The following is a 25,095-nucleotide window of genomic DNA, read 5'->3' on the forward strand; positions in this document are numbered from 1 at the left end:
CATCACAGGCAGCACTGACAGTCGCCGCCTTGCGCGTCAGTGCTGTGCGGCGGCCGCCTGTGCGAGGGCGGGGGCGGCGGTGAACAGGGCGAGGAACGCGGTGCTGACCTGGTCGGCGACCGCGTCCGGGGTGGAGGCGTCGAACTTGCCGTCGAGGTGCAGGAACGCCAGGCCGTGGACGAGTGCCCACACCGGGGTCCACAGGGTGTCCGGGTCGGCGCCGGGGACGGCCCGGCGCACGGTGTCCCGTACGTAGTCCTCGATGGCGGCGGTGGCCGCGACGCGCTCCTCGTTGTCCGGGTCGCAGGGCTCGGCGAACATCGCCCGGAACAGCGCGGGGTGGTCGAGCGCGAAGCGGACGTAGGCGACGGCGACCTCCGCGAGCTCGTCCGGGGTCACGGGGGTGGGGTGGGCGGCGACCAGGTGCTCGGCGAGCTCGCGGTAGCCCTCGGCCGCGACCGCGGAAACGAGCGCTTCGCGGTCCGGGAAGTGCCGGTAGGGCGCGGTCGGTGACACCCCCGCGCGCCGTGCGACGGCCCGCATCGACAGCGCGGCGCTGCCGTCCTCCTCCAGCAGCTCGCGCGCCGCGCGCAGGCAGGCGGCGCGCAGGTCGCCGTGGTGGTACGCGGTCGCTTGTGGCACAGGACACACCCTCTCATGTATGCACCGCTTACATTCTCTGGCTAATGTGGGCGCTGCATACATTCTAGGTGATCGCCCCGCGCGGTCGCGCCGACAGGCACGGACAGAGAAGAGGGATTCGGATGACCAGCGAGTTGTTCTCGCCGTTGGCCCTGCGATCCGGACAGGTACTGGGCAACCGGATCGCGAAGGCGGCCATGGAGGAGAACCTGGCCGACGAGGGACAGCTGCCAGGGCCGCACCTTCTGGCGCTGTACCGGCGCTGGGCCGCGGGCGGTACCGGACTGCTGATCACCGGCAACGTCATGGTGCACGCCGAGGCGCTGACCGGCCCCGCGGGCGTCGTGCTCGACGAGGCCGCGCCGCTGAAGCCGTTCGCCGCGTGGGCCGAAGCCGGGAAATCGGGCGGCGGCGCCCTGTGGATGCAGATCAACCACCCCGGCCGCCAAGTGCAGTCCGGAATGCCCGGCGTGGTGTGGGGCCCCTCCGCCGTGGGCGTCGACCTGGGGCGGCACAGCGGCCGGTTCGGCAGCCCCACCGCCATGACTCCCGAGCAGATCGCCGCCACCGTGGACCGCTTCGCGGTGACGGCCCGGCGCGCCGAGGAGGCGGGCTTCGACGGCGTGGAGATCCATGCCGCGCACGGCTATCTGCTGTCCCAGTTCCTGTCTCCGCTGGTCAACAAGCGGACCGACGCATGGGGCGGCTCGCTGGAGAACCGGGCCCGGCTGCTCCTCGACATCGTCCGCGCGGTGCGCGCCGCCGTCCCGTCCTCCTTCGGGGTCGGCGTGAAGCTCAACTCCGCCGACTTCCAGCGCGGTGGGTTCGACGCCGACGACGCGCGCCAGGTCATCGAGATGCTCGAACCGCTCGGCGTCGACCTCGTCGAACTGTCCGGCGGCAGCTACGAGAGCCCGGCCATGACCGGCCGCCCCGCCGACGACCGCACGCAGGCCCGCGAGGCCTACTTCCTCGACCTGGCCAAGGACCTCGTCAAGGAGAGCCCGATGCCGCTGATGCTCACCGGCGGCATCACCCGCCGTGAGACCGCGGAGCGGGTCCTCGACAGCGGGGTGGCCGTCGTCGGGATGGGCACCGCCCTCTCCGTCACTCCCGACCTGCCCGACCGCTGGCGCGACGAGCGCGAGGCCGACCGGCAGCTGCGTCCGGTGACCTGGTCCGACAAGGCCCTCGCATCGGCCGCCACCATGGCCCAGGTCCGCCACCAGATGCGCCGCATCGCCCACGGCCGGGACCCCAGGCCCGGCACCCACCCGGCGCGCGCCCTGCTCTGCGAACAAGGCCGCCAGCGACCGGCCCTGCGCCGCTACCGCACCTGGCTGAGCGCGCCGCGGCCGACGGACGCCACCGCGCACCGGGCCGCCTGACCGCACCGGGCCGCCTGACCGCGGCGCGAAGCCCGCGGCGGGTTGCGCGGCGAGGCTTGGGCACGACGATGAACGGGGAGTGATGCGCGCACGGGCACCCCAGATGTGCGCACGGGCACCCCATTGGAGGTCACCGCATGACAGCGAAACCCCTGCAGATCGCGGCCCTTGTCGTCGACGCCGAGGACCCCGAGCGGCTCGCCGCCTTCTGGGCGGAGCTGCTCGGGCGGCCGGTCGAGAGCCGTACGGGACCGTACATCTGGCTGCGCCGGGAGGGCGGCCTGGTGTTCGGGTTCCAGCGGAATCCGCGGCCCACGCCCGGCAAGGACCGCATGCACATCGACCTCACCTCACCCGACCTGGCCGCCGAACAGCAGCGGGTCGAGGCGCTCGGTGGGCGGCGACTGGAGGAGTACGACGAGGGCGGGTTCCTGGTGATGGCGGACCCGGAGGGCAACGAGTTCTGCATCCTGCCCGACGGGTCCGTGGAAATGGACGACGACGGGCGCGCCCACTACCTGGAGTGATCCGGCTCGTCGGCGAGTTCACCCGGCGCGCGAGCGGCCGGGACCGACCCCTCCGGCAGCGTACTGTCCGGCAATGCCCCCGCCGTCTCGTACCGCCGGGCCCCGAAGCGGTACACCACCACCAGCACCGCGAAGAACGGCAGGCCCGCCTTCCAGGAGTCGTCCAGGCCCTCGATGAACAGGGTGGAGACCAGGATCGCCGCGAGGATGAGGGCCGCCGTGACGGTGGTGAAGGGCGCGCCGCGCAGCCGGGCCGGTGAGGCGGGGAGGGCGTGCCGGGTGCGGTGGCGGCGGAAGGCCAGGTGTGTGGCCAGGATGAGGATCCACACCACCAGCGCGCCGAACACCGAGATGCCGAAGAGCAGGATGTACGCCGTGTCCTCGGAGTGGACCGAGAGGAGCGCGGCCGCGCCCAGGCCGATGCCGGACACGGCGAGCGCCCGGTGCGGAACGCCGCGCGCGCTGACCCGTGCGAACAGGCGCGGTGCGTGCCGGTCCACCGCAAGGGAGTGGATCATGCGGGTGGCCAGGTAGGTGTTGGCGTTGGCGCTGGAGAGGGCCGCGGTGAGGACGACGAAGTTCATGACGCCGGCCGCCGCCGGGATGCCGGCGACGTCGAAGAGCTGGACGAAGGGGCTCGCCGTGACGTCGCCGCCCTTCGCGGTGCGCGTCCACGGCACGACGGTGACGACGACGGCCATGGCCAGGACGTAGAAGAGCGCGAGGCGGACGACCATCCGCCGGGCCGCGCGGGGGATGTCCCGCACCGGGTTCTCGGACTCGGCCGCGGTCACCGCGATGATCTCGGTGCCGATGTAGCTGAAGATGACGAAGACGAAGGCCGTGGCGAGGCCGCTCATGCCGTGCGGCAGCAGTCCGCCGTGGCCGGAGAGGTTCGAGGTGCCGACCGCGGGGTGTCCCGGGAGGCCGAGGAACACGTAGGCGCAGCCCAGCAGGACGAACACACCGATCGCGGTGATCTTGATGGTGGAGAACCAGTACTCCAGGCGGCCGAACACCCCGACGCTCAGCGCGTTCGCCGCCAGGAGCAGCAGCGAGAACGCCACCACCGGGAGCCAGAGCGGGAGTTCGGGCCACCAGAAGCGCACGTAGATACCGGCCGCGATCACCTCGCCGCCGATCGCGATCACCTGGATCGTCCAGTACGTCCAGCGGATCACGAAGCCCGCGAGCGGCCCCAGATAGTGCCGCGCGATGCTGCCGAAGGAGCCGGCCGCCGGGTGCACGGATGTCATCTCGGCGAGCGCCCAGCCGATCACCAGGGCGATCAGCGCACACACCACGTAGGCGATCACCGTGGCCGGTCCCGCGGCCGAGATGGCGAGACTCGAACCGAGGAACAGGCCGGTGCCGATGGCGCCGCCAAGCCCCATCATGCTGAGCTGACGCCCGGTCAGGGACCGTTTCAGGCCGTGGTCTTGAGGTGGCGGCGATACCGCTGCGCTGCTGGTGCCGGCGTCGTCGGGCATGTCACTCGCTCCGTGGTGGGTGCGGTGTTCCTGGACGTGCTGCTACTTGTCGCGGATCTCGCCGAGCGCGGCGATCAGCGCGTCGACGTCGGAGAGGGTGTTGTAGTAGTGGAACGAGACGCGGAGCAGGGTGCCGCGCGGACTGGTGACGATGCGGCGCTCGCCGAGCGCGGCGGCCAGCGCGTCCGGGGCCGCGTCGGTGATCGCCACCTGCGGACCGCGCAGTTCGGGATCGGCCGGTGAGGCCAGGGTCTCGCCGGCCTCGGTGAGGCGCCGGTGTGCGTACGCGGTGAGCTCGCGGATGTGTGCCTCGACGTCCTTGGCGTCGACCTCCGCCAGCGTGCGCAGTCCGGCCGCGGCGGCGTACGCGGACGGGATCGACGGCGTGCCGGTCTCGAAGCGCCGCGCGGTGTCGGGGAAGTCGAGCGAACGAGGATCGAAACCGAAGGGATCCACCCGCCCGAACCACCCGGTGAGCTGCGGCGCCACCTCGTCGCGCACGCCGTCCCGCACGTACAGGAAGGCGATGCCGGGAACGCCCAGCAGATACTTCAGCGCGCCGCACACCAGGTAGTCGCAGTCCAACTCCCGTACGTCGACGGGGAGTACACCGAGGCCCTGATACGCGTCGATGAACACCCGCGCGCCCGCGGCCCGCGCCGCCCGGACGGTCTCGGTCACCGGCAGCCGGACGCCGTTGCGGTACGACACCAGGGGGATGGAGACGAGGTTCGTGGTGTCGTCGATCGCGGACGTGTACCCGGCGGCGGGGACGATCCCGTCCTGGTCCGGCACGTGCCGGACCTGCGCGCCCCGCCCGCCCTGCGCCAGCCACACATGCGCGATGGACGGAAACTCCATGTCCGTCGTGACCAGGCCCGGACGACGCGACCAGTCCAGCGTGGAGGCCACCTGGTACGCCCCTTCGGAGGCGCAGCTCACCACCGCGATCTCGTCCGTGGTGGCACCGATGTGCGCGGCGAACGCGGCCCGCGCGGCGTCGACCTGCACCATCCACTCGCCCCACGGCGCGCCGTGGCTGCGCATGGACCACTGGAACTCCTGGAGCGCCGCCAGCATGTGCTCGGACGCCGCTCCCTGGCTGCAACTGGCCAGGTGCACGGTGTCCTTGAGGGAGGGGAACCGGGCGCGGAAGCGTTCGGGGGTGTCCAAGGTGTCGATCGGCACGGGGCGACTCGCATTCAATCCCGGTGAACTTGTTCAGTGCGGGTGATCGAACCAGTCCGGTGCGTGCCGCGTCAATGGGTGTGCGGGCGCGGGTACTTGTGGCCACCTGGCCCGTGGGGTCACCGGCTCGGCGGCGTCACGCTCACCAGGAACCGTGCGGTCTCCCCGCCCTCGTTGACGTAGCGGTGCGGGACACGGGAGTCGAACGTGCAGCTGTCGCCCGGCCCCAACTCGTAGCGCCCGTCGCCCGCTTCGACGACGAGGCTGCCGTTCACGAGTAGCACGCACTCCTCGGACGGATGGCTGTACCGCTCGTCGGAGGACGCGCCGCCCGGCTCCAGCGTGCCCTCCAGGACCTCGAGCCGCGCCGACCCGGCCGACACCCGCGTGTACTCGATCCCGCCCTGCGGCGAGCGCACCTGAATCCGGCGCTCGCGCCGCACCAGTGCGATCTCCTCCGCCTCGTCCTGCCGGAACAGGTCGAACAGCGGGAGCCCGAGCGCGGCGGAGAGCCGGCGCAGCGTCTCCAGGCTGGGGTCGGTGAGCCCGCGCTCGACCTGACTCACGAGCCCGGTCGACACCCCGGCCGCCGACGCCAACTCCCGCACGGTCATCTTGTGGGCCTTGCGCAGCTCACGTATCCGATTGCCGATCACGGGGCGAGGCTAGACCAGATCGGCCGTGTGCCGAAGGGGCCCGTCAATTGATGCGCCGTTCCGCTCCCGCCCACGCCTTCTCCCGCAGCACGTACTTCTGGATCTTCCCGGTCGACGTCTTGGGCAGCTCGCAGAAGGTCACCGACTTCGGGGCCTTGAAGCGGGCGAGGAGGGTGCGGACGTGGTCGATGATCTCCGTCGCGGTCGCCGAGGTGCCGTCCCGGAGGGTGACGTACGCGGCCGGGACCTCGCCCCAGCGCTCGTCGGGGACCGCGATCACCGCCGCCTCCAGGACCGCCGGGTGGTCCATGATGGCCTGCTCGACCTCGACCGAGGCGATGTTCTCGCCGCCCGAGACGATGACGTCCTTGGAGCGGTCCCGCAGTTCCACGTAGCCGTCGGGGTGCACGACGCCGATGTCGCCGGTGCGGAACCAGCTGTCCGGTGCGGCGGCCGCCGTCGCCTCCGGGTCGTCCAAGTAGCCGAGCATGACGTTGTTGCCGCGCAGCGCGATCTGGCCGGTGGTCGTGCCGTCCGCCGGGACGTCCGTGCCGTCGTCGGCGATCACGCGGGCCGTGCACGAGATCATGTTGCCCACTCCCTGGCGCGCCTTGAGGCGGGCCTGCGCCGCGCCGTCCAGGGAGTCCCACTCGGGGCGCCAGTCGCACAGCATCGCGGGCCCGTACGTCTCCGTGAGCCCGTACAGGTGCGTGACGTCGAAGCCCAACTCGCCCATCCGGCGCAGGATCGCGGGGGAGGGCGGGGCGCCGCCCGTCGCCATGCGGATGGTGCGCCCCGTCGGCAGCGGGGCCGCCTCCGGGGCGTAGGCGATCATCGAGAGGACCGTGGGCGCGCCGTTGAGGTGGGTCACGCCCTCCTCGCGGATCAGCCGCCACACCTCGGCGGGGTCGAGCTTCGGCAGGCACACGTGCGTGGCTGCCGCCGCGGTCACCGCCCAGGGGAAGCACCAGCCGTTGCAGTGGAACATCGGCAGCGTCCACAGGTGCACGGCGGAGGGGGTGAGGCCGGTGTGGGCGACCATCGCCACCGATTGCAGGTACGCGCCCCGGTGGTGGTACATCACGCCCTTGGGGCGGCCCGTCGTGCCCGATGTGTAGTTGATGGCGAGAAGGGAGCGTTCGTCCGAGGGGGTGTGGTGGAGCGGCTCGGCCCCGGCCAGCAGTGACTCGTACTCCTCGCCCGCCCTGATGCGGCGGGGCGGGGTGTCCAGGCGGGCCAGCGCGTCGTCCACCAGGACGTCGAACGACGGGTCGTGGATCAGCACGGCCGCCTTCGAATGGCTCAGGATGTACGCCACCTCGGCCGCCGCGAGCCGCGTGTTCACCGCCACCAGCGGCACGCCCGCCCACGGCACGCCGTAGTGCGCCTCGAGGAGTACGTGGGTGTTCGGCGCCAGTACCGCCACCGGGCGCCCGTCGGCCAGCGGCGCGAGAGCTCCCGCCAGGCGGGTGCAGCGTTCGTGCAACTCCGCGTAGGTCCACCGCCGTTCACCGTCGATGACACCGATCCTGTCGCCGTGCGCCGAGGCGGCACGGTCCAGGTGGGCGGTGGGGGTCAGCGGCTCGTACGACAGGGCGTCGAGCCCGGTGACGGTTTCCGGCATGGCAGCGGCCTCCTGGGGAGAGCGGGGTCCCGAATCGGCTCTACCCCGTCCGCTGCCCGCCAAGCCGGGGGAACAGCGCCCGCCGCGCCTCGCCCGCGAGGTCGTGCACGAGCGGCGCCAGCTCCTTGAAGTCGACCGCCTGCTGGTCCCCGCACAGGGACAGCGCCGCCGTGGCCGGGCCGCAGCCGCGCAGGGGCGCGGCGATGCAGCGGATGCCCGACAGCGTCTCCTCGTTGTCGACGGCCAGGCCCTCACGCCCCCGGATCCGGGCCAGTTCCTGGCGCAGATCCGCCGCCGTGCGCAGGCTGCGCGCGGTGCTCAGGGGCAGCGCCCCGCGGTACGCCGAGTCGACGAGGCCGGGTTCGAGGGTGGCGAGGATGGCCTTGCCGACGGCCGTCGTGTGCGCGGGCAGCCGGGCGCCGAGCCGGGTGGGAAGGCGGGCCGCCGGGCGGCCGCCCGCCTTGTCGAGGAAGACCACCTCGCGGCCGTCGAGGACGGCGAGGTGTCCGGCGAGTCCGGTGCGCCGGCACATCTCGTGCAGCAGCGGCGTGACGATGTCCCTGATCTCGCTGTGCCCCGCGGCTCGCCCGCCGAGCTCCAGCGGGCGCATGCCGAGGCGGTAGCCGCCGGTGGAGTGGGTGAGCCAGCGCAGCCGGATCATCTGGTCGAGGATGCGGTGCAGCGTCGAGCGCGGCAGCCCCGTGCGGTCGGCGAGGTCGAGCAGGGACAGGCTCGGGGTGTGCGGGTCGAACGCGTCGAGGATGACCGTCATGCGCTCGATCATGGAGATCGGGGCGTGGGACGTGCCGCGGTGCTCTGCTGTGTTGGTGTCTGCCGTCGCCGGTGTCGTCATGGTCGCCTCCCTGGTGGGCGTGCTGACCGGGATCGCCAAGTGTCGACCGTAGGCGGGTGTGCGGGGGAGTCCCTTGCCGGGCTCCTGCCACGCATGTACAGAATCCTCACTTCTTCACAGGCCCCGCTAGGGCGCGGCCGTCCGTCGGTGAGTCCCACTGAGCGGGAGTGGCGGGCCCGGTGAGCGGGATGCGGCCGCCGGGCCCCTTCCGGGTGGCGCCGTGCGCCCACAGAGTGCGGCAGGCCAGCCGGATCTGACGGTCTGTCAAATCCGGCTGGGTCCCAAGGCCACGTCTACGTGAAGGGCATCCATGTCCGTGCGAGGATCCCACGCCGTCCCCCGGCGGACCCGCGCGCTCTGCGGGGCGGGCACGGCCGCGCTTCTGGTGCTGCTGCCCACGGCGGCCGGTCCGGCGGGCGCCGCCGAACCGGAAGCAGCGGAGGGCGAGGACTGCCCGGTGACCGCGATGGCGCAGGGCGTACAGGTGACCGTGAGCGCCAGCAACGACACACTGCTGTCGGCGCCCGCCGGGGCGGGCATCCCGGTGGCCAAGTCCTGCGTGAACTACTCCGTCGGCGAGTCCTCGGGGTGGGCGAGCAGCCCGTACCCCGGCGAGACGGTCATCTCCGCGCCCGCGCTCATCGGCAGCCAGACCGGGCAGAAGTTCCCCGACTACCCGCTGTACGCGACCTCCAAGTACCCGTCCGAGGACAGCGCCAAGGCCGGCCAGGACCCGCACACGATGCGCGCGCACAGCACCAAGACATCCACCGAGGCGGAGGCCAGGACGGTCCTGGGGCAGGACGGGACGGGGGCCTCCACCAAGACGACCGCCGGCTCCTCCGTCGACCCCGATGCCCTCACCGGCAAGGCGGAGGCGAGCGCCGACACCAGGCCCTGGTCCGTCAACGGCGTCCTCGACATCGGCCGCATCCTCAGCTCCGCCAGCGCCGGTGTCGACCGGTCCGGCAAGGTCGCGCGCGACTCCGAACTCACCATCGGCCGCACCGAGATCGCGGGCCAGGGCGTGGAGATCACACCGGACGGCCTCAAGGTCGCGGGCCAGGCCCTGAAGCTGCCCGGCGGAGGCGGGGCCGACCCAGCCGAGGCGCTGACGCAGGCCCTCGCGAAGGCGGGCGTCAAGATCCGCTACCTGGACGAGAAACGCACCAAGCACGGCATCGTGTCCGCCGGTCTTGAGGTGCGGGCCCGCCAGCAGGACACCGCGTCCGGGTCCGTCTACACCGTCACCTACGTGTTCGGCCGCGCCTCCGCCGACGCCGGCCGCGTCGAGGCACCTCCCGGCAGCGGCGCCATGCCACCCGCCCCGGCCCCGCAGGCCCCCTCCGGGACGGGAGGCGGCGGTGCGGCCGCGCCCGCACCCGCCGGCGGAGGCGGCGCCGACACCCCGAAGACACCGTCCGACGGCGGCGGATCGTCGCCCGGGCCCACGGACACCCGACCCGTCCAACTCGCCACCAATCCGACCGACATGGGCGTCACCGGCCTCTACATCGTGCTCGCGTTCGGCGCCGTGGCCACGTTCGCCGCCGGCACCCTGCTGCGCCTGTTGGGAGTGAAGACTCGATGGACCTCGTGACCCGGATACGCAGTCAGTGGGACCGGCTGACCGCCGCGCTCACCGCGCTCGCGGGCGCCGTGACCCTCGTCCTCGGCTGGCGCGGGGTGAGCGGCACGCCGTACCCCGCCGAGCAGTTGCCGTACGTGGTCAGCGCCGGGCTCGGCAGCCTGTTCCTGCTCGGTCTCTCCAGCGCGCTGTGGCTCTCGGCCGACCTGCGCGACGAGTGGCGCAAGCTCGACCGGATCGAACAGGCGCTGCGGACGGGCGGCGGGGCGACACCCCCTCCGTCCGCGGCGACACCCCCTCCGTCCTCGGCGACACCCTCTTCGTCCGGGCCGGCCCCCGACACCCGGCCGTCCGTCGAGACCCCCGGCGGCGACGAGACACCGACTCCCATGGCTTCCGCATCCGAAGGGAGCCTTCGATGAGCGGCGTCGACGCGCGCGCCGTGCCCTGGCGCGACCGCGACGTGGTCACCGTCTGCGGCACCAGCCTCGCCGGGCTCGCGCTGATCGTGACCGCGTGGTTCGGCGCGAGCGCCACGGTGTCGACCGCGCGGCAGGCGGCCTGGCTGAACCTGGGCGCCGCCGGATTCGCGGTCGGCGCGGGCGGGCTCTGCCTCTGGCTGCTGCGGGCGCGCCGGGCGCTGGGGGAGCGGCGCGTCGCACTGATCGCCCTCGCGCCCGCGGACGACGACGAGGACACGCGGCCCAGGCCCACCCGTCGCACCAGGAGCACGGACGACACGCTGGCCCTGCCGCTCGTGCGCGCCGAGGGCATGGACCGTCCGCACCAGCCGGACTGCCCGCTGGTCGCGGGCAAGGAGGTGACGCCGGCCCCGGTCGGCGCGGGCGAACCGTGCGGGGTGTGTGCGCCATGAACGAACTGCTGCCGTTCCTGGTCGTCGGCGTCACCACCGGATCCGTGTACGGACTCGCCGCCATGGGCCTCGTCCTCACCTACAAGACCTCGGGCATCTTCAACTTCGCGCACGGAGCCATCGCCGCGATCTCCGCGTTCGTGTACTACGACCTGCGGACGCTGCGGGGACTGCCCTGGCCCGTGGCGCTCGCCGTCGCCGTCGTCGTCGTGCCGCCGGTCATCGCGCTGCTCATGGAACGCGTCACGCGCACGCTCGCCGCGGCCACGGTGGCCACGAAGGTCGTCGCCACCGTCGGACTCCAACTCGTCATCACCAGCGCGCTGATCGCCGGATACGGCAGCTCGGCCCTCGACTTCCCCGGCTTCCTGCCCACCGACACGGTCACGGTGATCGGCGTGCACGTCGGCATCGACCAGCTGACCTCGGCGATCGTGGCGGCGGCCGGAGCGCTCGGGTTCTTCGCCTTCTTCCGGCTGTCCTCGATGGGCGTACGGATGCGGGCCGTCGTCGACGATTCGGACCTGCTGGAACTCTCCGGGACCAGCGCGTTCGCGGTACGCACCCGCGCCTGGCTCATCGGCTGCTGGGTCGCCGCCGCGTCCGGCGTCCTGCTCGCACCCCAACTCGGCCTGGACGTCCTTCTGTTGACGCTCCTCGTCGTGCAGGCCTACGGAGCCGCGGCCGTCGGCCTCTTCTCCAGCCTCCCCCTCACCTACGCGGGCGGGCTGCTCATCGGCGTACTCTCCGCCCTCGCCACCAAGTGGGTCTCCACATCCGAGACACTTTCCGGCCTGCCGCCCGCGATGCCGTTCGTGGTCCTGTTCGCCGTACTGCTCCTGGTCGGCCGCCGCAGACTCGCCGAGATCGGCGGACACCGGCCGGCGCCTGCCTCGAAACCGCTCGTGAGCCGCGCGACCGGACGCATCGTGGCCGTGGTCGCGGTGGTGCTCGCGGGCTGCGTCCCGCTCGTCGCGGCCTCCAAACTCCCCGTCTACTCCTCGGCGTTGGTGTACGTCCTGATCTTCGCCTCGCTGCAACTCCTCGTCCGCACCTCGGGCCAGGTCTCGCTGGCGCACGCCGCGCTGGTCGCGGTGGGCTCGTCCACGTTCTCGCACCTCGCGGTCGGCGCCGGGCTTCCGTGGCTGCTCGCCGTGCTCCTCGCCGGGGTGGTCGCCGTGCCCGTCGGCATGCTGGTGGCGATCCCCGCGATCCGGCTCTCCGGCCTCTATCTCGCCCTGGCCACCTTCGGGTTGGGGCTGCTCCTGGAACGGGCGATCTACGGCACGTCCTGGATGTTCGGCAAGACCAACACCCTGCCCGCGCCCCGCCCCGGCCTCTTCGAGAACGACGAATCCTTCTACTACGTCCTGTTGGCCTTCGCCGTCGCGGGCTCCCTGCTCATCGCGCTCGTCGGCCGCAGCCGCCTCGGACGTCTGTTGCGCGCGATGGCCGACTCACCCACGACGCTCTCCACGCTCGGCCTCGGGGTGAACGTCACCCGCGTCACCGTCTTCGCCATCTCGGCGTTCGTCGCCGGCGTCGCGGGCGCCCTCTACGCGTCCCAGGGCCGCTCGGCCACGGGCGCGCCCTTCCTCTCGTACACCTCGCTGACCTGGCTGACCGTCCTGGTCCTGTGCGCGGGGCTGCGCGCGGCCGGCCCACCGCTGGCGGCGGTCCTGGTCGCCGTCGTCCCCGCCTACCTCACCAACGACACCTTCTCCCAGGCCCTCCCCGTGATCTTCGGCTTCGGCGCGCTCCTCGTCGCCCTGTACGAGGCGGGGGCGTCGAAGCGCCGCGGCACGGGCACGGGGGCGCCCGCGCCGGATGAGCCGGGCGCCTCACGCGCCGACGAACGCCTCGGGATGCCGGGCCCGGCGGCACAGCGCCTGACGGCGGCGAAGAAGGCGCGCATCGCCCAGGCGGCACCGGCGCGGGTCCGGGTCGGCGCGGGGCTGGGGAAGGAGACGGCGCGATGAACGAGAAGGAGACGCAGAGCCCGAGCACGCATAGCCCGAGTACGCAGAGCGCGAGCACGTTGAGCCCGAGCACGCAGGGCCCGAGCGCGATGAGCCCGAGCGGTGACGGCCTGGAGATCGACGACCTCACCATCCGTTTCGGCGGCAACACCGCCGTCGACTCCGCCGCCTTCGCCGCCCCGCTCGGCCGCGTCACCGGGCTCATCGGGCCCAACGGCGCGGGGAAGACCACCACCTTCAACGCCTGCTCAGGACTGCTGCGGCCGTCCCAGGGCGAGATCCGGCTCTTCGGCAAGGACATCACCGGGCGGCCGCCCGCCGCCCGCGCCCAACTCGGCCTCGGCCGGACCTTCCAGCGCATGGACCTGTTCGACTCGCTCACGGTCGAGCAGAACATCGCGCTCGGACGCGAGGCCGGGCTCGCCCGCGGCAACCCCCTCAAGCAGCTCCTGTCCACCCCCGCCGAGACGAGGGCCGTGCGGGCCGCCACCGAGGAGGTGCTCGAACTGTGCGGACTGCGCGCCCTGCGCCACGAGATCGCGGGCTCGCTCTCCACCGGGCAGCGCCGCCTCGTCGACCTCGGCCGGGTCCTCGCCGGAGACTTCAAGCTCCTGCTGCTCGACGAGCCGTCGTCGGGCCTCGACACCGCCGAGACCGAGAAGTTCGGCGCGATCGTCACCAGGGTCGTCGCCGAACGCGGCTGCGGTGTGCTCCTCGTCGAGCACGACATGGGTCTCGTCATGTCGGTCTGCGACCACCTCTACGTACTCGACTTCGGCCGGATGATCTTCGAGGGCAGTCCGGCCGAGGTGCGCGCGAGCCCCGCCGTGCGCGCCGCCTACCTGGGATCGGAGGCCGCGTAGTGCTGGAACTCGACGACATCGACGCCGGATACGGCGGCGCCCGCGTCCTGCGCGAAGTGAGTGTGTGGCTGCCGCCGCAGTCCGTCGTGGCGCTCCTCGGCACCAACGGCGCCGGAAAGACCACCCTGTTGAGAGTCGCGTCAGGGCTCCTCACGCCCACCTCCGGGCACCTCACCATCAACGGCAAGGACCTCACGGGCAAACGCCCGCACACCCTGGCCCGCGCAGGTGTCTGCCATGTCCCCGAAGGACGCGGGGTGTTCCCGACCCTGACGGTCAAGGAGAACATCCTCATCCAGGCGGCGGGCGGCAGCCTCGACGAGGCCGTCGAACGCGCCGCCACCGCCTTCCCGATCCTCAAGGAGAAGCTCGGCCAGCTCGCGGGCTCGCTCAGCGGCGGCCAGCAGCAGATGCTCGCCCTCGCCCGCGCCTACGTCACCGACGCCGACTACGTACTGCTCGACGAGGTGTCGATGGGGCTCGCCCCCGTCGTCGTCGACGAGATCTTCGAGTTCCTCGGCAGGCTGGCCGAGGACGGCCGCGCCCTGCTCCTGGTCGAGCAGTACGTCTCCCGCGCCCTCGAACTCGCCGACTACGTCTACCTGATGAACCGCGGCCGCATCGAATTCGCCGGTGAACCAGGTGAGTTGGACAGCGACCGGCTCGTCGCCCAGTACCTGGGCGCGCACACCTGACCCCCGCGCACACCTGACCCCGCTCCACCTGACCCCCTGCACACCGCTTCGTACCCGCTCCGGAGGAGAACCATGACCCCAACCCGTACACGCGCCACCCTGGCGGCCGTGGCGGCGCTGAGCCTGGTGCTCGCCGCCTGCGGCAGCCGGGTCGACCATGACACCGTCGTACGTTCCGTGGGCAGCGGCGGGAAGGTCGCCACCGGGGCCACCGGCTCGGACACCGGAGTCGGCGCCGACGGCTCCTCCGACACCGCCACGACGGACGACGGTTCGAAGACGGACGGGAAGTCCGGGAGCGGGACCAGCGGGGGCGGTGGTGGGGGCGGCTCCGCCTCCGGCGGCGGTGGCGGAAAGGGCGGCGGCAAGTCCGGCGGCGGCCCCATCGTCATCGGCAGCGTCGGGACGACATCGGGCCCCGGCGGCGTCGCCTTCGCCCAGGGCCCGCGTGCCCTCCAGGCCTGGGCGGCGAGCGTCAACGCGGGCGGTGGCATCGACGGCCGCAAGGTCCAGGTCATCGTCATGGACGACGGCGCCGACGCCTCCAAGGGGCGCAGCCAGATGCAGGAGCTCGTCGAACAGCGCAAGGTCGTCGCGATCGTCGCCTCGTTCACCACCACGCAGACCATGAACGCCTGGAAGAGCTACGTGGAGAAGAAGCAGGTCCCCGTCATCGGCGGCGACTGCTCGACGACCGCGTGGACCGCGAGCCCCATGCTGTTCAGCGAGTGCCCCGGCACCAACTCCGCGCTCGACGGCCTCGCCCAGGTCGGCGCGAAGTACGGCAAGGGCAAGAAGCTCGGCGCGCTGTTCTGCACCGACTCCGACGCCTGCACCCATGTGCACGAGCGGTTCTTCGGCAGCGGCAACGCCGCCAAGCGCTACGGCCTCGACCCCGTCTACAACGCGAAGATCTCCGTCACCCAGCCCGACTTCACGGCCGAGTGCATCCAGGCCCGCAACGCGGACGTCGACCTGATGCTGGTCACCGGCGACCCCAACACCGTGAACCGGGTCGCCTCGTCGTGCAGCCGGCAGAACTTCAACCCGCAGTTCCTGCAACCGGGCGCCACCGTCGACGGCACCACGGCCTCCAAGCCGGGCCTGAAGAACGTACTGGCGGCGACCCCGGTGTTCCCCTTCAAGGGCTCGTCGGCGGCCGGCTTCGGACAGTTCAACTCCGCCTGGAACAAGTACGGCGGCGGCAAGGCGCCCGGCCCCTCGGCCGCCCAGGGCTGGGCCTCGGCGAAGGTGTTCGAGAAGGCGGCGCGCGGCGCGGGTGACATCACGCGGGCCGGACTGATCAAGGAGCTGCGCACCTTCCGCGGACAGCGCTTCGACGGCCTGACCGTGCCGCTGACGTACACCAGCAAGGGCTCGAACGACACCAAGTGCGCCTTCGGGATGCGGGGTTCGGGCGGCCAGTGGACGGCGATGTCCGGTGGAAAGGCGTTCTGCTGGTGAGCCGCCGACCGGACCGCAGTCGCAGCGGGCGACGCTCCCTGCTGTGGCATCAGATCCTCACGGGCGCGGTCGCCGTGGCGGCGACGGGCGGCATGGCGACGGCGACGGTCTGGCAGCTGGCGGACATGTCACCGGTGGCGGCCACGAGCGCGCCGTCACCCGACGTGCAGGCGGGCGGCGGCAGCCCGCCGCTGTACCCGCAGACGCCGACGGAGATTCCGGGGACGCGGCCGGTGCCGTTCAAGAGCGAGAAGAGCGAGAAGCGCGAGGGCGGCGAGGCCCCGAAGGCGCTCCCGGCGCTTCCGACGACGCACGGGATTCCCGGCCGGGTCCTCGCCGCCTACCGCAGTGCCGTCAAGGACCTCGCGGCCGAGTCACCGGAGTGCGGGATACGGATGCCGCTGCTGGCGGCGATCGGCCGGGTGGAGTCCGGGCACGCGCGCGGCGGCGCCCTGGACGGGAACGGCCGGACGCGAAGTCCCATACTCGGCCCGCGACTCGACGGCAGCCCGGGCGTGGCCGCCATCCACGACTCGGACAACGGAGCCTGGGACGGCGACCGGACCTGGGACCGCGCCGTGGGCCCCGCCCAGTTCATCCCCTCCACGTGGCAGCGCTGGGGCAGCGACGGCAACCGCGACGGCTCCCGCGACCCGCACCAGATCGACGACGCGTGGCTCGCGGCGGGCCGCTACCTGTGCGCGGCGGGCGGCGACCTGACCGGGGGCGCCGGAATCCGCCGGGCGGTGCTCGCGTACAACCACTCGGATTCCTACCTGGAGTTGGTGCTGGCTTGGATGCGGGTGTACGGGAACGGGGCCGTGCCGACGGCGGGTGCGCCGGGAAGCGGCGCAGCGCAGGACAAGCCCGGGGAGTCCGGGAAGCACGACGACGAAAAGGGGGAAAAGGGGGAGGGGAAGAGTGAGAAGGACAAGGACAAGGACAAAGGAAAGGGCAAGGGTGGCAAGGAGTCGAAACCACCGTCGTCCACACCTTCACCGTCTCCTTCGCCCTCGGACGACCCGTCGGGTGACGACAACAAGTGGCCGACCAAGCCGAAGCTTCCGGACCTGCCCACGCTCCGTGCGCCGAACTCCGGGTACACGCCCTCGCCGCTGTTCCCCTCCGCCGGAGCCGAAAAGCCCGACCGGACCTGACCCGACCGGACCTGAGGTGTGAGGTCAGGCGCTCGCCAACTGCGAGTCCAGCGCCGCGAGGAGCCAGTCGTGGGCCGTGCCCGGAGTCGGCTCCGGACGGGCGCCGTCCGGGGTGGTCAGCTCCGCCACCAGGTCCCAGTAGCGGTCGAGGCGCGGGTCGGAGGCGAGCTGCCGGGAGAGGCCACGGCGGAAGGCCGGTGTGTCGCGGGACCTGGTCACACTCGCGTACGTGGTGACGAAGCAGTCGAGTGCCTCGCCCGGCGTGGGGGCCTCTCCCGCCCGCATCGGCTCGCCCGCCAGGTCGTACGACTCGGCCAACCCGGCGTACAGGACAGCGGATTCGCGCGCGCCAGCCGTGCTGTGCGCGGCGGGCTGGGTGGGCCCCGTGCCGGGCGTGCAGGGGCGTGACACCAGCGCGCACAACCGGGCGAAGGCGAGCACCTGGGACGGAGCCGGTGCGTCGGGCGGCTGCGGAACGGCGGCCTCCAGGAAGGCAGTTCGCGACGCGGCCGGCATCCGCGGCGGCAACCAGGCCCGCCAGAACCTGGCCAGCGGCGCCGTGCTCGGCGGCGTAGCCAGCGCCCCGACGAGCCGCAGCCGGTCCGCGCGCTCGTCCGGCGGACACTCCTGCACCAGACGCAGCGCCGCCTCCTGCCAACGCAACGCGCTGAGCCGGGACCCGAGCGTACGCAGCTGCCCCGCGACGGCGTCCTCCAGCGCCCCGTCCGCCCCCGCCCGCTCGTCGACGATGCGCCGCACCTCGGGGACGGGCAGGCCCAGACCGCGCAGCGAGCGGATCATCCGGAGCCGGTCCAGGGCGTCGGATCCGTACCGGCGATGCCCACCCGAGCTGCGGGTGCGCTCCGGGAGCAGGCCGCTGTCGGAGTAGAAGCGGACGGTCTTGACGGTCGTGCCCGCGTGCTCGGCGAGCTCACCGATGCTCCACAGACCGTCGGATGGCGCTGTCTCGGGCACTTGAACCTCCCTCAGGGGGAGTTCCTAACGTACCTCCCACCGCTGACAACCACAGATGGAGGACGTGGAGATGACGGAGTTCGTGCTGGTACCTGGCCTGTTCACGGGCCCGGACGCATGGCGGGAGACGGCCGGAAAGCTGGCGGCCGAGGGCGCGAAGGCCCACGTGGTGGACCTCGGTCCCGCCATAGACCTGGAAGCGCACATCGCAAGGGTCGTAGCGGCCATCGACACCATCGACACCATCGGCGAGGGACAGGACATCGTCCTCGTCGGGCACGGCTACGGTGCGTACCCGGCGGTGGGCGCGGCGGACCGGCGGGCCCACCGCGTCGCACGGGTCGTGTACCTCGACACGGGGCCTGTGCAGGACGGCGCCGTTGCCCTCGCCGCGGTCCTTGACCAGGAACTGCGCGAGCGCCTCGCCAAGGACGGGGACACCGGGGGAGAGGTGCCGGCCCCCACCCGGGAGGAGTGGCGGCGCTGGGGGAGCACCGTCGGCGTCTCCGACGAGGCACTGGACCGGCTGACTGCGCACGCCTCGCCCCAGCCGCTCGGCACCCTGCTGCAACCGCTGCGTCTGACCGGCGCGGGGGGCAGCCTGCCGACAACCGGAGTGCTCTGCGCGGAGAGCGGCGCGACCATCGACACCGTCCGCATGCTGCTCCGCTTCGGCGACCCGACGATCAAGGCGCTCGTCCGCCAGGACGTGACCTTCTTCGAACTGCCCACCGGGCACTGGCCGATGCTGTCCTGCCCGGACGAGCTCGCCGACGTACTCCTGCGAGCGGCGGCCGACGAGGGCACCCGGCTCGAACCCGTCGGCGACGAGGAAGCGGCGCAGTCCGGATACCTCCGGCCGTTTCTCCTGGACGTACCGGAGATCCCGCGCGAACGGCGCGGCTCAGTGGATCTGTACGTTCCCGAGGGCGCGTCGGCGGAGCCTCGCCCGGCGGTCGTGATCGTGCACGGCGGACCCGTGCCGGAAGACGCACGACCGACGCCGCGCGAGTGGCCGACCCTGGTCGGCTACGCCCGCCTCGCGGCGTCGCGGGGCGCGATCGGCGTGACCCTCGATCACCGGCTGCACGCGGTCACGGCGTATCCGACGGCGGCCGAGGACGTGGCCGCCGCGGTGGCCGAGGTGCGCGCCGATCCGCGGGTCGACGCGGACCGGATCGCGCTGTGGTTCTTCTCCGGCGGCGGGCCTCTGACGGCGCCGTGGCTGAGCGAGGCCCCGCCGTGGCTGCGCTGTCTGGCGGCGAGTTATCCGATCATGGCGCCGCTGCCCAACTGGGGCGTGAACGATCCACGGTTCCGGCCCGCGGAGGTGGTGGCGCACGGGGGGACGCCGCCGTTCGTCCTGATCCGGGTCGGCCGTGAGGCCCCGGCGGTCGCGACGACGGTGGCCGAGTTCGTCGCGGCGGCCGAGGCGGGCGGCGCCCCCGTCGAGGTGATCGACGTACCGGAGGCGCCGCACGCCTTCGAGGGCCTCGACCACAGCGACGCCGCGCGGGAGGCGGTGCGGGAGGCGATGGAGCGGGTGCTGGGGCGGTTGGGACTGGAGTGAGACCGGAGTGAGGGTCGGCTGGGACTGGAGTGGGGCTGGAGTGAGACTGGAGTGACGCTCGGGTGCACCGGCTTCAGTCTCCGTACAACTCGCTCAGCAACGCGATGGCCGCGTGCGTACGGGGATGGGGATCCCGCTCGTTCCATATCACCCGCACCGGCACCGGATCCGCGCCCGACACCGGGCGGAAGACGACGCCCTCGCGCCGGTACTGGGCGACCGTGGCCTGCGGGGTGACACCGACGCAGCGGCCGGTGGCGATGGCGGCGAGCCAGTCGTCGACGTCGGCCGTGTACTCGACGTCGCCGTGCGGGTCGCCGGGCCACAGGTCGGCGGTGGTCGTGCCGGTGCGGCGGTCCACCACGACGGTGCGTTCGCGGATGTCCGCGAGGGGGACGCGGCGGCGCCTGGCCCAGGGGTCGTCGGCGGCCATGACCACGTAGCGGGGCTCGTGGCCGACGACGGCGGAGGCGTAGCGCCTGCGCAGATCTGCCCGGTGGCGTACGACGGCCAGATCGCAGGCGCCCTCGGCGAGTCCGCCGGTGGGACTGTTGTGCCGCACCAGGAGCAACTCGACGTCGGGATACCGCTGGTGCCAACGGCGTTGGAACTCGGTGGTGTGCCGCCCGAACGCTCCCCAGGCGTGCCCGATCCGCAGCCGCGTGTGGCCCGTGGTGGCCTCGCGCACGAGGTTCTCCGCCTCGGTGAGGAGCTGCCGGGAGTGGTGGACGACCCGGACTCCGGTGGTCGTCGGCGTGACGGTGCGGCTCGTGCGGTGCAGGAGGCGTACGCCGAGGACGGTCTCCAGGGCGTGCAGGGTGCGGGACACCGAGGCCTGGGAGACGCCGAGCTGAATCGCGGCGTCGGTGAAGCTCCCTGTGTCGACGATGGCGAGCAGACAGCGCAGGTGCCGCAGCTCGAGCCCGGCGAGACCGCTTCCTTCATCCATACGTTCAGCGTATACAAGACGCGGCGCATGCATTTTGCGTATGCCCCGACCGGGTCGAACCTCACACCATGGCGACCACATCCCACCCCTCCACGCAGCCGCCCCGCACCGCGGCTACCGGCCCCTCCTCCCGCGCCGGTGGTGTCGCGCTGATGCTCGGCAGCGGCCTGTCGAACCAGGTCGGCGCGTCCCTGGGGGCGCTTGCCTTCCCCGTGCTCGGCCCGGCAGGCGTCGTGGCCGTACGTCAATGGGTGGCCGCCGTAGTGCTGTTGACGGCAGGCCGCCCGCACATACGCTCCTTCACCGCCACCCAATGGCGCCTGGTCCTCGCCCTGGCCGCCGTCTTCGCCACGATGAACCTGACGCTGTACCTGGCCATCGACCGGATCGGCCTGGGCCTCGCGGTCACCCTGGAATTCCTCGGCCCGCTCACCGTCGCCCTCGCCGGAACGCGGCGCCGCCTCGACCTGTTCTGCGCGCTGGCAGCGGCGGCTGCGGTCGTCGTGCTCACCCGCCCGCGGCCGAGCACGGACTACGTCGGCATCGCGCTCGCTCTGGTCGCCGCGGTGTGCTGGGGCTGCTACATCCTGCTCAACCGGGCCGTCGGCCACCGCCTCCCGGGCCTCCAGGGCTCGGCCGCGGCGGCTGGTGTCTCCGGCCTGCTCTACCTGCCGATCGGCATCACGGTCCTGTACCTGCACCCACCGACCGTCACGGCACTCCTGTGCGCCCTGGCGGCGGGCGTCCTGTCATCGGCGGTGCCGTTCCTCTCCGACCTCCTGGCACTGCGCCGCGTCCCCGCCCGCTTCTTCGGCGTCTTCATGAGCGTCAACCCGGTCTTCGCGGCACTCGTCGGCCTCCTGATCCTCCACCAACACCTCGACCACCTCGCCTGGTTGGCGATCGCCGCGATCGTGGCGGCGAATGCGGTTGCGGTGGGCACCGGTACGCGAGTCGCTCAGCGGGCGACCGACATCTGAACCCGCGGGCCCGCGGTCTCGCGCACGCCCAGCACGACCGTGACGAGTGTGACGAGGCCCGCGGCCATCAGGTAGTAGGAGGGGGCCAGGTTGTAGCCGGTGGAGGTGACCAGCCAGGTGGCGATGTACGGCGCGGTGCCGCCGAAGAGGCTGACGGAGATGTTGTACGGGATGGCGATGGCGCCGGTGCGGATCCGGGCCGGGAACAGTTCGGCCATGCTGGCGTTGACCGCGCCGTCGTAGGCCGCGATGGGCAGGCCGAGGATCACCATGGCGACGATCGCGAGGACTGCGTTCTCGTAGGACATCAGGAGCAGGCAGGGCCAGGCGAGCACGATCAGGCCGAGGGCGCCGGCGATGAGCAGAGGCTTGCGGCCGACCCGGTCGGAGAGCAGCCCGGCGCACGGGATGAGGACGGCCACCGCGCCCATGCAGATTGTCGAGGCGGCGAAGGACTGGGCCTGGCTGAAGTGCATGGTGTCCGTCAGATAGCTGACCATGAAGGTCTGCAGCGTCCAGTGGGCTACCCCCTTCAGGACGATGACACCGGCGAGGATCAGCATCGGCCGGCGGCTGGTGCGGAACGTCTCCTTGATGGGTGAGTCGGCGACCTCACCCGACTCCTCCAGGCGCCGGAACTCCGGGGTGTCGTCCAGCTTGAGCCGCAGATACAGGCCCGCGATGCCCAGGGGCAGCGCGAGGAGGAACGGGATGCGCCAGGCATACGACGACATCTGGTCGGCGCCGAACGTGAGAGAGAGGACGAGCGCCACACCGGCTCCGCACACAAAGGCGACGAAGCCGAGGGCGGCGCCGTAACTGGTGTAGTAGCCCCGGCGATTGCGCGGCGCGTACTCGAACAGCAGGCTCACCGCGCTGGACGTCTCGCCGCCCGCGGCGAACCCCTGCACCAGGCGGGCGAGTACGAGCAAAAGGGGAGCTGCGGCGCCGATGCTTGCGTACGTGGGCAGCACGCCGATGGCGAACGTCGACACCGAGGTGATGAGCACGGTGACGGCGAGAACGCGGTTGCGCCCGACGCGGTCGGCCAGCGGGCCGAAGTAGAGCGCGCCGATCGGTCTGATGGCGAAGCCGACGGCGAAGATGGCGAACGTCGACAGGAGTGCCGCCGTCTGGTCGCCGTGCGCGAAGAAGTTCCCGGCGATGACGGACGAGAGCGTGCCGTAGATGCCGATGTCGAACCACTCGACGAAGTTGCCGATGCTGCCCGCGACGAGGACCCGCTTCGACGGCGTCGCGTCGGCGGGGTCGGTGTCGGGGGCGGAGGGCGCGGCGGTCTGCTCGGGCATGGGGACCTCGCATACGGATGAGTCGGACAACGCGGGGTGGATAACGCGGGAGCCGGGCACATTGCCTCAGCGTTGAGCGTTCGTGGCCACGATGTTAACCATGCTTGCTCTATTTACAAGGGCTATGCAGAATGTGGATTGCCTAAGCAGGACGATGGAGGGAAGCGGCATGGCCCGTATCACCGAGGTGCTCACCCACGTACTGAAGCTGGAGGGACCACGGGCCTACCTGGGACGCCTGGAGGACGGGCAGGACCTCACGCCGGAGCGCGGTTACGTCGTACGCGCACCCTGGCGGAGCCTGTACTCGGGACGCTACGAGACCCTCTTGGTGGAGGTCCGTACCGACGAGGGCTGCACGGGCTGGGGCGAGGCGCTCGCGCCGGTCGGCCCGGAGATTCCGGCCGCCGTCGTGGACCGGCTGCTGGCCGATCAGCTCATCGGGCAGGACCCCACGCGGGTCCGCCCGCTGTGGCACCGGATGCGCGAGCTGATGCGGGAGCGCGGGCACCTGAGCGGCCACCAGGCCGACGCCATGGCCGCCGTCGACATCGCCCTGTGGGACCTGCACGGCAGGCTGACCGGCCTTTCGGTGGCCGAACTGCTCGGCGGCGCCCACCGCGACCGCGTTCCCGCCTACGTCTCCGGCCTGCCCGAGCCGACCGACGAGGAGCGCGCCGCGCTCGCCGCCTCGTATGCGAAGCAGGGCACCACCATGATCAAGCTGGCGCTCGGCAAGGGCATCGAGACGGACCTGGCCACCTATGACGCCGTGGCCGCGGCGGCCCCCGGCGTGCGGCTCGCGGTGGACGCCCACTGGGCGTACTCCATCGGCGAGGCACTCACCCTCGGCCACGAGCTGGACCGGCGCGGCGCGCTGTTCCTCGAGGCGCCGCTGGCCCCCGAGGACGTCGAGGGGCACCGGGAACTGGCCGGCCGCATCACCACGCCGGTCGCCGTCGGCGAGGCGATGCGCAACCGCTACGAGTTCGCCGACTGGATCGGCCGCCGCGCCTTGCGCCTGGCCCAGCCCGACGTCGCCCGCACCGGCATCACCGAGGCCCAGTCCATCGCCGAGGTCGCCGCGGCGGCGCACCTTCCGGTGGCCTGCCACCACTCGGTCGGCCTGGGCGTGGCCCTGGCGGCCGGGATCCAGCTGAGTGCGGCCGTCGAGAACTCGCCGTTCTTCGAGTTCCAGGCCGACTCCCTGTCCGTCGCGCAGAGCATTCTGCGCACCCCCATCGACGCCCGCCCCGACGGCTACGTGCTGCCCACCGGGCCGGGACTCGGCGTCGAAGTGGATGCCGAGAAGATCGCCGAACTCGCCAAGGAGAGCTGAACCATGCCCGCACTGCCCCGAGGCCTGATGCCGATCCTCGCCACCCCCTTTACTGATGGCGGCGAGCTGGACGTGCCCTCGCTGCGCTCGCTCGTCGAGTTCGAACTCGCCTGCGGCGTCGACGCTCTCGCCGTCTTCGGCATGGCCAGCGAGGGCTTCGCCCTCACGGAGGCCGAACGCGCCACGATCCTGCGTGAGGTCCGCGCCGTGGCCGGACCGGAACTGCCGCTGGTCGCCGGCGTCAACGGAACGAGCACCGTCACCTCGCGCGAGCTCGCGCTGCGGGCGGTCGACGGCGGCGCCGACCACCTCATGGTCCTGCCCCCGTTCCTGACCAAGCCCTCGCCGCCGCAGGTTCTCGAATTCTTCGCCGAGGTTGCCGCCGCGACCGACGCCTCCGTCATGATCCAGGACGCGCCGGGGGTGACCGGGGTGTCGATGAGCGTCGAGCAGCTCGTCTCCCTGGCGGCCGAGCCGCACATCACGTCGGTGAAGGTGGAAGTGCCCTCCCCTCCGGCCAAGGTGGCCGCCGTCACGGCCGCGACCGGGTCCGACTTCGCCGTACTGGGCGGCCAGAACGCCCAGTTCCTCCTCGACGAGCACGCGAACGGCGCGGTCGGCACCATGCCGGCCTGCGAGTTCCCCGACGTGTTGCGCGACGTCCTCGACGCCCTGGGCCAGGGTGACCGGAGCCGGGCGCGGGCCCTGTTCGCGAACATTCGGCCGCTCGTCCACCTCGGTGTGCGCGCGGGCCAGGCCTGGGCGGTCCACAAGGAGGTCCTGGTGCGCCGCGGGGTGATCGCGTCCGCGCGGGTCCGGTTGCCCGCGGCGCCCCTGGACGCGGTCACGCGCCGGGCGCTCGATGAAGTCCTCGAGGACATCGCGTGGCCGCGCCGGGGCGCCTTCGTGCCGGCAGCGTCCGCCGCCCGCTAGACCGGATCACCCCTGGGATTCCGGGGGTCGATCAACGCGTGAGGATGTAGC

The 25,095-nt window shown here is 72.2% G+C and carries 23 protein-coding genes; 14 read left to right on the forward strand and 9 right to left on the reverse strand.

What is annotated here, in order from left to right:
- Positions 1-36: 36 nt before the first annotated feature.
- Complete coding sequence (locus tag OKJ99_RS01090; RefSeq protein WP_326013687.1) at positions 37-642, reverse strand: TetR/AcrR family transcriptional regulator; 606 nt, start codon at positions 640-642, stop codon at positions 37-39.
- 122 nt (positions 643-764) lie between these two features.
- On the opposite strand from OKJ99_RS01090, the gene OKJ99_RS01095 reads away from it, so the two are divergent.
- Entirely contained in the window at positions 765-2,030 is a 1,266-nt protein-coding gene (locus tag OKJ99_RS01095) for an NADH:flavin oxidoreductase/NADH oxidase family protein (RefSeq protein WP_326013689.1), read from the forward strand.
- Positions 2,031-2,167: 137 nt separating this feature from the next.
- Positions 2,168-2,557: a VOC family protein gene (locus OKJ99_RS01100; protein WP_326013690.1), complete on the forward strand. Its 390-nt coding sequence runs from the start codon at positions 2,168-2,170 to the stop codon at positions 2,555-2,557.
- On the opposite strand, the gene OKJ99_RS01105 is transcribed toward OKJ99_RS01100, so the two are convergent.
- From OKJ99_RS01105 to OKJ99_RS01125, 5 genes are all read right to left on the reverse strand, one after another.
- A complete protein-coding gene (locus tag OKJ99_RS01105; RefSeq protein WP_326013691.1) occupies positions 2,545-4,047 on the reverse strand; it encodes an amino acid permease in 1,503 nt (500 codons plus the stop codon). The genes OKJ99_RS01100 and OKJ99_RS01105 overlap by 13 nt on opposite strands.
- Positions 4,048-4,089: 42 nt before the next feature.
- A complete protein-coding gene (locus OKJ99_RS01110) occupies positions 4,090-5,235 on the reverse strand; it encodes an aminotransferase class V-fold PLP-dependent enzyme (RefSeq protein WP_326013693.1) in 1,146 nt (381 codons plus the stop codon).
- A 119-nt stretch (positions 5,236-5,354) separates the two neighbouring features.
- On the reverse strand, positions 5,355-5,891 hold the full coding sequence (locus OKJ99_RS01115) for a helix-turn-helix domain-containing protein (protein WP_326013694.1): 537 nt from the start codon (positions 5,889-5,891) through the stop codon (positions 5,355-5,357).
- A gap of 43 nt (positions 5,892-5,934) precedes the next feature.
- A complete protein-coding gene (locus OKJ99_RS01120) occupies positions 5,935-7,515 on the reverse strand; it encodes an AMP-binding protein (protein ID WP_326013696.1) in 1,581 nt (526 codons plus the stop codon).
- Between the two features lie 40 nt (positions 7,516-7,555).
- Positions 7,556-8,368, reverse strand: a complete 813-nt coding sequence (locus OKJ99_RS01125) for an IclR family transcriptional regulator (RefSeq protein WP_326013697.1) — start codon at positions 8,366-8,368, stop codon at positions 7,556-7,558.
- 310 nt (positions 8,369-8,678) lie between these two features.
- Between OKJ99_RS01125 and OKJ99_RS01130 the strand changes: the two genes are divergently transcribed.
- The 8 genes from OKJ99_RS01130 to OKJ99_RS01165 all read left to right on the forward strand — a co-directional run bounded on the left by OKJ99_RS01130 (position 8,679) and on the right by OKJ99_RS01165 (position 16,988).
- Positions 8,679-9,968, forward strand: a complete 1,290-nt coding sequence (locus OKJ99_RS01130; protein WP_326013698.1) for a hypothetical protein — start codon at positions 8,679-8,681, stop codon at positions 9,966-9,968.
- Positions 9,956-10,378, forward strand: a complete 423-nt coding sequence (locus tag OKJ99_RS01135; protein WP_326013699.1) for a hypothetical protein — start codon at positions 9,956-9,958, stop codon at positions 10,376-10,378. The genes OKJ99_RS01130 and OKJ99_RS01135 overlap by 13 nt, the downstream gene beginning before the upstream one ends.
- Positions 10,375-10,830, forward strand: coding sequence for a hypothetical protein (locus OKJ99_RS01140; protein WP_326013700.1), 456 nt, complete (start codon positions 10,375-10,377; stop codon positions 10,828-10,830). The genes OKJ99_RS01135 and OKJ99_RS01140 overlap by 4 nt, the downstream gene beginning before the upstream one ends.
- Positions 10,827-12,809: a branched-chain amino acid ABC transporter permease gene (locus OKJ99_RS01145; protein ID WP_326013701.1), complete on the forward strand. Its 1,983-nt coding sequence runs from the start codon at positions 10,827-10,829 to the stop codon at positions 12,807-12,809. The genes OKJ99_RS01140 and OKJ99_RS01145 overlap by 4 nt, the downstream gene beginning before the upstream one ends.
- Positions 12,806-13,672: an ABC transporter ATP-binding protein gene (locus OKJ99_RS01150; RefSeq protein ID WP_326013703.1), complete on the forward strand. Its 867-nt coding sequence runs from the start codon at positions 12,806-12,808 to the stop codon at positions 13,670-13,672. Before OKJ99_RS01145 ends, OKJ99_RS01150 begins: the two co-directional genes overlap by 4 nt.
- Positions 13,672-14,367, forward strand: a complete 696-nt coding sequence (locus tag OKJ99_RS01155) for an ABC transporter ATP-binding protein (protein WP_326013704.1) — start codon at positions 13,672-13,674, stop codon at positions 14,365-14,367. Before OKJ99_RS01150 ends, OKJ99_RS01155 begins: the two co-directional genes overlap by 1 nt.
- 72 nt (positions 14,368-14,439) lie before the next feature.
- Positions 14,440-15,831: an ABC transporter substrate-binding protein gene (locus OKJ99_RS01160; RefSeq protein WP_326013706.1), complete on the forward strand. Its 1,392-nt coding sequence runs from the start codon at positions 14,440-14,442 to the stop codon at positions 15,829-15,831.
- Positions 15,828-16,988 (forward strand): lytic transglycosylase domain-containing protein, encoded by a 1,161-nt coding sequence (locus OKJ99_RS01165; protein ID WP_326013707.1) that lies wholly within the window; start codon positions 15,828-15,830, stop codon positions 16,986-16,988. The genes OKJ99_RS01160 and OKJ99_RS01165 overlap by 4 nt, the downstream gene beginning before the upstream one ends.
- Positions 16,989-17,012: 24 nt before the next feature.
- Here the strand turns inward: OKJ99_RS01165 and OKJ99_RS01170 are convergent, their stop codons facing one another.
- A complete protein-coding gene (locus OKJ99_RS01170) occupies positions 17,013-17,963 on the reverse strand; it encodes a helix-turn-helix domain-containing protein (protein ID WP_326013708.1) in 951 nt (316 codons plus the stop codon).
- A 70-nt stretch (positions 17,964-18,033) separates the two neighbouring features.
- On the opposite strand from OKJ99_RS01170, the gene OKJ99_RS01175 reads away from it, so the two are divergent.
- A complete protein-coding gene (locus tag OKJ99_RS01175; protein WP_326013709.1) occupies positions 18,034-19,533 on the forward strand; it encodes an alpha/beta fold hydrolase in 1,500 nt (499 codons plus the stop codon).
- 73 nt (positions 19,534-19,606) lie between these two features.
- On the opposite strand, the gene OKJ99_RS01180 is transcribed toward OKJ99_RS01175, so the two are convergent.
- On the reverse strand, positions 19,607-20,482 hold the full coding sequence (locus tag OKJ99_RS01180; protein ID WP_326013710.1) for a LysR family transcriptional regulator: 876 nt from the start codon (positions 20,480-20,482) through the stop codon (positions 19,607-19,609).
- A 68-nt stretch (positions 20,483-20,550) separates the two neighbouring features.
- On the opposite strand from OKJ99_RS01180, the gene OKJ99_RS01185 reads away from it, so the two are divergent.
- Positions 20,551-21,462, forward strand: a complete 912-nt coding sequence (locus OKJ99_RS01185) for an EamA family transporter (RefSeq protein WP_326013712.1) — start codon at positions 20,551-20,553, stop codon at positions 21,460-21,462.
- Here OKJ99_RS01185 and OKJ99_RS01190 read toward each other — a convergent pair.
- Positions 21,441-22,772, reverse strand: a complete 1,332-nt coding sequence (locus OKJ99_RS01190) for an MFS transporter (RefSeq protein WP_326013713.1) — start codon at positions 22,770-22,772, stop codon at positions 21,441-21,443. The genes OKJ99_RS01185 and OKJ99_RS01190 overlap by 22 nt on opposite strands.
- Positions 22,773-22,941: 169 nt before the next feature.
- On the opposite strand from OKJ99_RS01190, the gene OKJ99_RS01195 reads away from it, so the two are divergent.
- Positions 22,942-24,111, forward strand: a complete 1,170-nt coding sequence (locus OKJ99_RS01195) for a mandelate racemase/muconate lactonizing enzyme family protein (protein WP_326013715.1) — start codon at positions 22,942-22,944, stop codon at positions 24,109-24,111.
- Positions 24,112-24,114: 3 nt separating this feature from the next.
- Positions 24,115-25,044, forward strand: a complete 930-nt coding sequence (locus OKJ99_RS01200; RefSeq protein WP_326013716.1) for a dihydrodipicolinate synthase family protein — start codon at positions 24,115-24,117, stop codon at positions 25,042-25,044.
- Positions 25,045-25,095: the final 51 nt, after the last annotated feature.

Origin of the sequence: Streptomyces endophyticus, assembly GCF_035798155.1 — a bacterium.
Classification (GTDB): Bacteria; Actinomycetota; Actinomycetes; order Streptomycetales; family Streptomycetaceae; genus Streptomyces; species Streptomyces endophyticus.